Raw genomic sequence first — 7,628 nt, forward strand, 5'->3', positions numbered from 1 at the left:
CGACGCGGCAGGCGCCGGCGCGGCCGCGCCATCCACCGGGCGCAACTCAGCCTGCACGGAGAGATTGGCGCGCGGCGCCGACGGGCTGAACAAGCGCGGATTGATGTGCTCGCCGTTGACCAGCACATGGGTGAACGGGACCTTGCCAAACGGCGTCAGGTCCGCCTCGGCACGGCCGCGCAGGCGATCGCCGCTGGCTTCGGCTTGCGCGCGCAGGGCGGCAAGCGAGCCGCTCACATGGGCGCTGATGCTGAAGGATTCCTTCTGCCAGCTGCCCTCCAGCAGCGCGGCGCCGTTCAGCGCAAACGGCGCCTGGCCGGCGATCTGCGCATTGGCGGCCAGCTTGCCGTACGGCGTGACCAGCCGCTCCACGCTGACGCGGTGGCGTTGCCCGTCGGAATGCAGCGAGCCCGCCAGGTCGCTGAACACCATCTCGCTGGGCGTGGCCGGCGGCCCTTGGAGCAAGGCCAGGCGGTCCAGCGTGAGCGTATCCACGTCCACCGCCAATGGCAGGTCGAGCGATTTGGGCAAGGTGGCGGGCGCACTGTCAGGCGGCGACGGCGGCAAGCGCAGCGTGACGGCGCCAACGCGCAGCGAGCTGACATGCAAGCGGGTCGGTGACCAGCTCAACGCCCAACTGCCGTCGACACGGTCGACCGTCACCCGGGTCCCGCCGCTGGCAAACACCACATCGCGCAGCCGCAGGCCGTGGGCCACCGTGCCGCCTTCCAGCTTGCCTGACAAAGCGCCTGCGGACAGGAGCGTGGCCAGCGACCATAGCTGGCGCGTGCCGGCCTCCGTACGCAAGGCCAGCACCGCCGCCGCAACCCCCGCCAGCACCAGCGCCAGCAGCACCACCGCGCACCACGCCAGCCAGCGCCCGAAGCGCATGCGGCGCGGCCGCGCCGGCCCGGGCGGAACATCGCCGGGAGCGGGGACGGGAGGCATGTCGGGAATGCTCATGCGGCAAATGCCCTGCAGCTGCGTCGATTGAGGTCGCCGTGCTGGCGGCCGGGCCGCATCGCCGTGGTCGGAACGATCATCAGAACGCGACTCCCAGCGAGATATGCGGGCGGAACTGCTTTGCCTGGATGCCGTAGCCCACGTCGAGCTGCACCGGCCCCACCGGGCTGCGCCAGCGCGCGCCAATGCCCACGCCGTTGTAGAGCTTGACGCCCGTCAGGTTGTCGGTGGCCGTGCCCACGTCCCAGAAGATCGCGGCGCCCCAGTCATGCAGGAACCAGTACTGGTATTCCAGGCTCGCGGTGCCGAGGTACTTGGCCGGCAGCACGCTGGCGCCGTTGCGGGTGCCGATCGACTGATAGCCGTAGCCCCGGATCGAATCCGTGCCGCCCGCCCTGAAGCGCAGCGAGGCCGGGACCTTGGTGACGTCGCCGTTGGTGATATCCGCGCCCAGCTCCAGCCGGGCCACCACCAGGTCGCGCTTGCCCACCGGCACGTACTGGCGGATACGCCCGTACAGGCGGAAGAAGGTTTCGTCGCTCAGCATGTGCTTGGCGGCCACGCCCACCTGCGTGCTGATGACGTTGCCGCGACGCGGGAACACCGGGTTGTCCACGTCGCGCCGCGTCCAGGCAAAGGCGGGCACCAGCGCCCGGCTGAGCTGGCTGTCCTGCCCGAAGGGCTGGAGCTTGTCGTAGTAATAGTCCAGCGACATGGTGGTGTCGTACTTCTCGCGCGAGCGGGAGCGCTTCAGGCCCGTGCGCAGGCTGGTCAGGTCGGTGCTTTCCAGGTCGATGGTGCGTTCGTAGCTAGCGTAGGCGCTATTGCGGTACGTCTTGCTATCCGGCGGCATCGCGATCTCGCCGAACGCGTACTGGCGCTTTTGCTCGATGCGCGCCTGCGAGTCGAACACCCAGGCACGGTTGAACAGGTTGTAGTAAGCGTAGCGCCCTTCGACCTGGGCGCCGGTATCGGTGGTATAGCCCACGCCCGACGAGAGCCGATGGACGGGATACTCGCGCACCCGGACATACACGGGCACAGTCACCTTGTCGGCGTTCATGTCGACTTTTGGCTCGGCGCTGATGGCGGTGCTCGCTTCGGTGACCTTGCCCTCGGCCGTCGTTTCCTGCTCGCCAAGGTCGATCTGCACATTGGAGAAGTACGGCTGGTTCTGGATGGCGCGCTGGAATTCCAGCAAGCGCTCCACGCGGTACGGCTCGCCCTCATACAGCGGATTGACGTTGCGGATGATCTGCTCGGGATAGCGCCGCAGCCCGCTGATCTTCAGCGGCCCCATGCTGTAGGCCGGGCCGCTGGCAAAGCGCGCGCTCAGGTCCGCCGCGTGCTCGTCCGGCTCGATGCGGGCTTGCGAGCCGGTCAGGCGGGCGCCGTAGTAGGTATGGCTCTGCAGCGCCACCAGCGCATCTTCCTTGGCCTTGTCCCAGTCCGCCTGGCGAAACGGCGCGCCCACCGGCAGATCCCACTTGGCCCGGATTTCAGCGATCTGCTCCGGCGACTGGCTGGCGGCCGGGCCGCTCACGCCCACGTCCACCGCACGAATCACCGTGCGCGCGCCCGGATCCACCGTGATGTGCACGGTGCGCTCGTCGCCGCTGCCGTCCACCTTGGTGGTGGTCTGCGGATCGAAATAGCCTTCGGTGGAGGTGAACTGGCGGACCTGCTCGCCAACCGTCTCGACCATGTAGTTGAACTGGTCGGGCGAGATATCGTCGCGGGTACGGTAGCGCGACAGGTCCAGGTGGTCCTGCAGGATTTCCTTGACTGGCTTGGGCGCATCCACCTCGACTTTATAAGCGGCGGCGGCGGGCCCCGCGGATAGCGCCAGGGCCGCCAGCAGCGGGCGCACCAGGCGGCGCAGCACGGCCGGCGCCACCGGCAGTCCGCCGGCAGGGGCGGCAAGGCCGGCGGGCATGGTGCGCGGGTTCCCTGGATCCATCCTCATCGATTGGTGCACGTCACGCAAAGTCGATATTTGACCACACCCGCGCGGCCGGCCTGTCTGGCGCCGCCAAAATGACCGCCGCAACCGTCACCACAACCGCCACCACAACGGTCGCCGAACGCAAGGGCACGGGATGGAAACGGCAGAATCGCGCGCAATCCCGTTACCAGGGCCGCCGATACGGTAAAATCCTCGCTGTTTGTTAATTTCACCCTGTTTCCCGCCATGGCTGCCTACGAATCGGATATCACCCAGTTCCTGAAGTCGCTCAAGGACGAGCGCCCTTCCCTGGAAGCGGAACAACGCCAGGGCCGCGCCCTGCTGTGGGACAAGAGCCCGATCAACCTCGAAGAACGTGCCCGTGCCGACGCCTCGCGCGTGGCGCAAAAGCCGTACGTCTACTCGCTGGACTAAAGCCGCACCCGCCCCACCCGAGCGAGCGCCCCTAGATGAACCAGAGCGAGCAGGACAAGCTCAAGCCAGCAATCGAGCTGCCCAGCGTGAAGCCCGAGCGGGATTCCACGCCGGCCGCCGTCGACGGCATGGCGTTCGCGCGCCTGTACGGCGAGCCCCTGTTCAAGCTGCCGCAGGACCTGTACATCCCGCCGGATGCGCTGGAAATCTTCCTGGAAGCGTTCGAAGGGCCGCTGGATTTGTTGCTTTACCTGATCCGCAGGCAGAACTTCAACGTCCTCGATATTCCAATGGCGCAAGTGACGCGCCAGTACCTCACGTATATCGAGCAGATCCGCAAGAGCAATCTTGAGTTAGCCGCCGAGTACCTGCTGATGGCCGCCATGCTGATCGAGATCAAGTCGCGGATGCTGCTGCCCGTGAAAAAATCCGACAGCGACGACGAAGAAGAGGATCCCCGCGCCGAACTGGTCCGCCGCCTGCTCGAATACGAGCAGATGAAGCTGGCGGCCATGCGCATCGACCAGGTGCCGCAGCTCGGGCGCGATTTCCTGCACTCCCAGGTCTACATCGAGCAGAGCATTGCGCCGCGCTTTCCCGATGTGGAAGTGGTCGACCTGCAAGCCGCGTGGGCCGACGTGATCAAGCGCGCCAAGCTCAACCAGCACCACAAGATCTCGCGCGAGGAACTCTCCGTGCGCGAGCACATGAGCCACATCCTGCGCCGCCTGCAGCATTCCCGCTTCATGGAGTTCAGCGAACTCTTCGAAGACGCGGTGCGCTCCGGCAAGGGCGTGCCGGTGGTGGTGGTCAACTTCATCGCCATGCTTGAGCTATCGCGTGAAGCCCTGGTAGAGATCACCCAGGCCGAACCCTTCGCGCCGATTTATGTGCGATTGGCGTACATTCCCAGCTAAGCCGCACCAATAGCGCCGCCCGCTTCGGGCCACATGCTCTACAATCCGCCGACAATCGGCGCCACCTAGAGCACCGGACCGGCCTCCCGGCGCACATCGCCCCGGGGCACTCCTACCACGACCAGCACACCAACTTCATGAAAGTCATTTCCTCCATTCACGAGTTGCGGGACCAGTTGCGCGGACAGAACCGGGCGGCCTTCGTGCCGACCATGGGCAACCTGCATGAAGGCCACCTGTCGCTGATGCGCCTGGCGCGCCAGCACGGTGACCCGGTGGTCGCGTCGATCTTCGTCAACCGGCTGCAGTTCGGTCCCAATGAGGATTTCGACAAGTACCCGCGCACGCTGCAGGACGACATCGAGAAGCTGCAAAAGGAAGGCGTCTACGTGCTGTTTGCGCCCACCGAGCGCGACATGTACCCGGAGCCGCAGGAATACCGCGTGGAGCCGCCGCACGACCTGGGCGACATCCTGGAAGGCGAATTCCGACCCGGCTTCTTCAAGGGCGTGTGCACGGTAGTGATGAAGTTGCTGTCGTGCGCGCAACCGCGCGTCGCCGTGTTCGGCAAGAAGGACTACCAGCAACTGATGATCGTGCGCCGCATGGTCCACCAGTTCGCGCTGCCGATCGACATCATCCCCGCCGAAACCGTGCGCGCCGAAGACGGGCTAGCCCTGTCCTCGCGCAACCGCTACCTCACGCCCGACGAACGCACCGAAGCCCCGGTGCTCTACAAGACGCTGCACGAAGTCCGCGACACCGTACTGGCCGCCAACAGCGCCAGCGCCGACCTCGCCGCCATCGAAGCCAGCGCCAAAGCCGCCCTGCAAGCCCGCGGCTGGCGACCCGACTATGTATCCATCCGCAAGCGCGTCGACCTGCAGGCCCCCACCCGCGAAGAATACGTAGCAGGCGAGCCGCTGGTCATCCTGACCGCCGCAAAGCTGGGTGCGACGAGGCTGATCGACAACCTGGAAATCTGACGAAATCGAGGCCTGGACGATCCAGGCCTCGAAATGTCACCCCTGTCAGCCATGTGAGTGAACTCGCATGGCGCCGCCTACCGATCGGTGTAGCCGTGATTCCCGCCCCCAAGGCGGAAATCACCCAAGCGCGATGCGAAGCGAGCCGTGAAGGTTTACCTAGACCGTATGGGGCGCCTTTTTTGCCTACTTTTTTGGCAAGACAAAAAAGTAGGTCGCCACCCCGCAGAGGTGGTGAAACTGCAGTTGCTTTTGACGTTAAGCCATTGAATTTGAAGCTGATTTTGCAGTTGCAATTGCAATTGCAGCCGCAGCCAACCAGCAATCAAACCTCAACCACCTCCTCCCGCCCCACCTCAGCCCTAACCCCCTTAGCCCTCTCCATCGTCCGCACCACATGCCGCCGATGCCCCCGCCTGCGCTTCCACCAGATCAACACCCCGGTAACACCAAACATCAACGGCACCAAACCAAACACCGAAATAAACGCCCGCCCCAACAATCCAAACGCTTCCCCGGTATGCAACGGATACATCCAGTTAAGGACAGTATCCCCAGCCGGCGCATCCATCGGATCGCGAACCCCAAGCCGCTTACCCGTGTGCGCATCCAGCCAGAGCCGGGTCGCGCCACTGCCCTGGCGGACCTCGTCAGGTTGCCGCAGCCGCACCTCAAACGGATCTCCCGCCTTGCGCGGAAAGCTGACCCGCGTCACCAGCGCCGCGGGATAAAGCGCCTGGGCAGCGCTCACGGCCTGCGCAGCACCTAGCAACGGCGTACCAGCAGGCGCCGCAGCCGATACCGGCTTGCCAGGCGGCGACACCGTCATCACGCCAGCCACCATCGGCGTCACCCACTTGGGCAAATCCAGGTACCAGCCCGAAAACGCCATCGTTGCCAGCACCGGCGCCGCGAAAATGCCTGCCGTGCGATGCAGCGAATAATTGAAGCGCGACCACGAGCCGCCATGGCTGATGCGAAACGCATTGAGCACCGCGCGCGGCTTGAGCTTGGGCCACCACAGCACAACCCCGCCGATCACCAGCACCAGCAGCAGCATCCCGGTGATGCCCAGGATCGTCCGGCCGGTCTCGCCAGAGAGCAGGTAGTGGTGCAACTGGAACAAGGTCGGCAATAGCAGCGGGCGCGACAGGCCGGGCTCACCCCAGACCCGTTCACCCTTCACCGTCAATGTGACGGGATCGACCATTACCTGGCGCGAGCGCCCGGCGTTGGGCGTGCCCTTGAGCGGGTACCAGGCAATAAACACCTCATGCGGCGCGGACGGCAGCATCAGCAACGTGGGGCGACCATAGTGCGGGTCGGCCTGCAGGCGGTCAGTGACCGCTTGCACCGTGGCCGTCGCCACCGGCATGGGGACTTCCGCCGAGGCCGTCAGCAGCTCCGGGTTGAGCATGGCATCCAGCTCGTCGCGCCAGGCAATCACGGTGCCGGTCAGGCCCAACATGACAAACAGCAGGCCCAGCCACAAGCCGAGGTACAGGTGAATCTTGACGAAAACAACGCGCAGGCGGCCGGTAACCATGGGAAGCGGGGAGCAGATTGGGGGGGTTGAGGGATTGTGGGGTTACGTTTTCGGACCCTATGCCAGCGTGCGATGAATGCGTCACACCACCAAGATGAGAATGCGAAAGATTCGCGATTCTAACAGGCAGGGCTTGCCCATGCGTGACAAGCGCAAGACCGTGGCTGGGCTCGCCTGGATTGCGGCAGAATGTCGATCGTGCCCATTGCCGGCCCCGGACTCCCGCCATGAAGATGCCCCATTCCATCGAATTGCTCCCTGCCGGCCCCCACGATGCCGCGCTGATTGCCGACCTGCACACGCAAAGCTGGCGCCATGCCTACCGCGGGCTGTTGCCGGCGGATTACCTTGAGCAGGAGGCGCCCGTCCAGCGCCGGCAAGCCTGGCAGGCTCGCCTGGTGGAGGGCGCCGAAGGGCCGCTGGAAGTCACGCTCGTGCGCGTGGACGGCACGCCGGCCGGCTTTGCCTGCCTGCAACCCGAGGCCGAGCCGCAATATGGCGTGTACCTGGATAACCTGCATGTGCTGCCGGGATGGCACGGACTGGGGCTTGGCAAGCGCCTCTTCGCCCATTACGCGCGGCGTGCCGCTTGCGGCTGGCCAGGGCAGCCCCTTTTTCTCTATGTACTGGAAGGCAACATCCAGGCGCGCGAGTTCTATCGGCGCCTGGACGGCGTGGAGAGCGAGGTGTTCGACGACCAGTTTCCCGGCGCCGATCTGATCGTGGCCGTGCGCCGCGTGAGCTGGCCGTCGGTGGATGCCGTTCTGTCAAACCTACTCAAATCTGCCTAAACAGATCCAAAGCTGACTTCCTACTTCGTTGAGGCTGGTTTCGTC

The 7,628-nt window shown here is 65.3% G+C and carries 6 protein-coding genes and 1 pseudogene; 4 read left to right on the top strand and 3 right to left on the bottom strand.

Going from position 1 to position 7,628, the window contains the following annotated elements; genetic code table 11:
- Together ACGLHR_RS49770 and ACGLHR_RS49775 are read right to left on the bottom strand one after the other, a co-directional pair.
- Nucleotides 1–963 (bottom strand): annotated as a pseudogene (locus ACGLHR_RS49770) (translocation/assembly module TamB); the annotation flags it as partial.
- 79 nt (nucleotides 964–1,042) lie between these two features.
- Nucleotides 1,043–2,899: an autotransporter assembly complex family protein gene (locus ACGLHR_RS49775; protein WP_400103272.1), complete on the bottom strand. Its 1,857-nt coding sequence runs from the start codon at nucleotides 2,897–2,899 to the stop codon at nucleotides 1,043–1,045.
- 255 nt (nucleotides 2,900–3,154) lie between these two features.
- Here ACGLHR_RS49775 and ACGLHR_RS49780 point away from each other — a divergent pair, with 255 nt between their 5' ends.
- From ACGLHR_RS49780 to panC, 3 genes are all read left to right on the top strand, one after another.
- A complete protein-coding gene (locus ACGLHR_RS49780; RefSeq protein ID WP_006160566.1) occupies nucleotides 3,155–3,343 on the top strand; it encodes a DUF3460 family protein in 189 nt (62 codons plus the stop codon).
- Nucleotides 3,344–3,378: 35 nt separating this feature from the next.
- A complete protein-coding gene (locus ACGLHR_RS49785) occupies nucleotides 3,379–4,260 on the top strand; it encodes a segregation and condensation protein A (protein WP_400103274.1) in 882 nt (293 codons plus the stop codon).
- 137 nt (nucleotides 4,261–4,397) lie between these two features.
- Nucleotides 4,398–5,246 (top strand): pantoate--beta-alanine ligase, encoded by an 849-nt coding sequence (panC, locus tag ACGLHR_RS49790; protein ID WP_400103276.1) that lies wholly within the window; start codon nucleotides 4,398–4,400, stop codon nucleotides 5,244–5,246.
- Nucleotides 5,247–5,571: 325 nt separating this feature from the next.
- Here panC and ACGLHR_RS49795 read toward each other — a convergent pair whose 3' ends face one another.
- Nucleotides 5,572–6,792, bottom strand: a complete 1,221-nt coding sequence (locus ACGLHR_RS49795) for a PepSY-associated TM helix domain-containing protein (RefSeq protein ID WP_400103278.1) — start codon at nucleotides 6,790–6,792, stop codon at nucleotides 5,572–5,574.
- 233 nt (nucleotides 6,793–7,025) lie between these two features.
- Between ACGLHR_RS49795 and ACGLHR_RS49800 the strand changes: the two genes are divergently transcribed.
- Nucleotides 7,026–7,583 (top strand): GNAT family N-acetyltransferase, encoded by a 558-nt coding sequence (locus tag ACGLHR_RS49800; protein WP_400103280.1) that lies wholly within the window; start codon nucleotides 7,026–7,028, stop codon nucleotides 7,581–7,583.
- Nucleotides 7,584–7,628: the final 45 nt, after the last annotated feature.

It is taken from the genome of Cupriavidus sp. CuC1, from assembly GCF_044627735.1.
Taxonomy (GTDB): Bacteria; Pseudomonadota; Gammaproteobacteria; order Burkholderiales; family Burkholderiaceae; genus Cupriavidus; species Cupriavidus ulmosensis.

Bases quoted from the DNA above. Each gene is read 5' to 3' on its own strand.
- ACGLHR_RS49800 (WP_400103280.1), top strand. From the start codon at position 7,026: ATGCCCCATTCCATCGAATTGCTCCCTGCCGGCCCCCACGATGCCGCG.
- ACGLHR_RS49775 (WP_400103272.1), bottom strand. From the start codon at position 2,899: ATGCCCGCCGGCCTTGCCGCCCCTGCCGGCGGACTGCCGGTGGCGCCG.
- ACGLHR_RS49780 (WP_006160566.1), top strand. From the start codon at position 3,155: ATGGCTGCCTACGAATCGGATATCACCCAGTTCCTGAAGTCGCTCAAG.
- ACGLHR_RS49795 (WP_400103278.1), bottom strand. From the start codon at position 6,792: ATGGTTACCGGCCGCCTGCGCGTTGTTTTCGTCAAGATTCACCTGTAC.
- panC (WP_400103276.1), top strand. From the start codon at position 4,398: ATGAAAGTCATTTCCTCCATTCACGAGTTGCGGGACCAGTTGCGCGGA.
- ACGLHR_RS49785 (WP_400103274.1), top strand. From the start codon at position 3,379: ATGAACCAGAGCGAGCAGGACAAGCTCAAGCCAGCAATCGAGCTGCCC.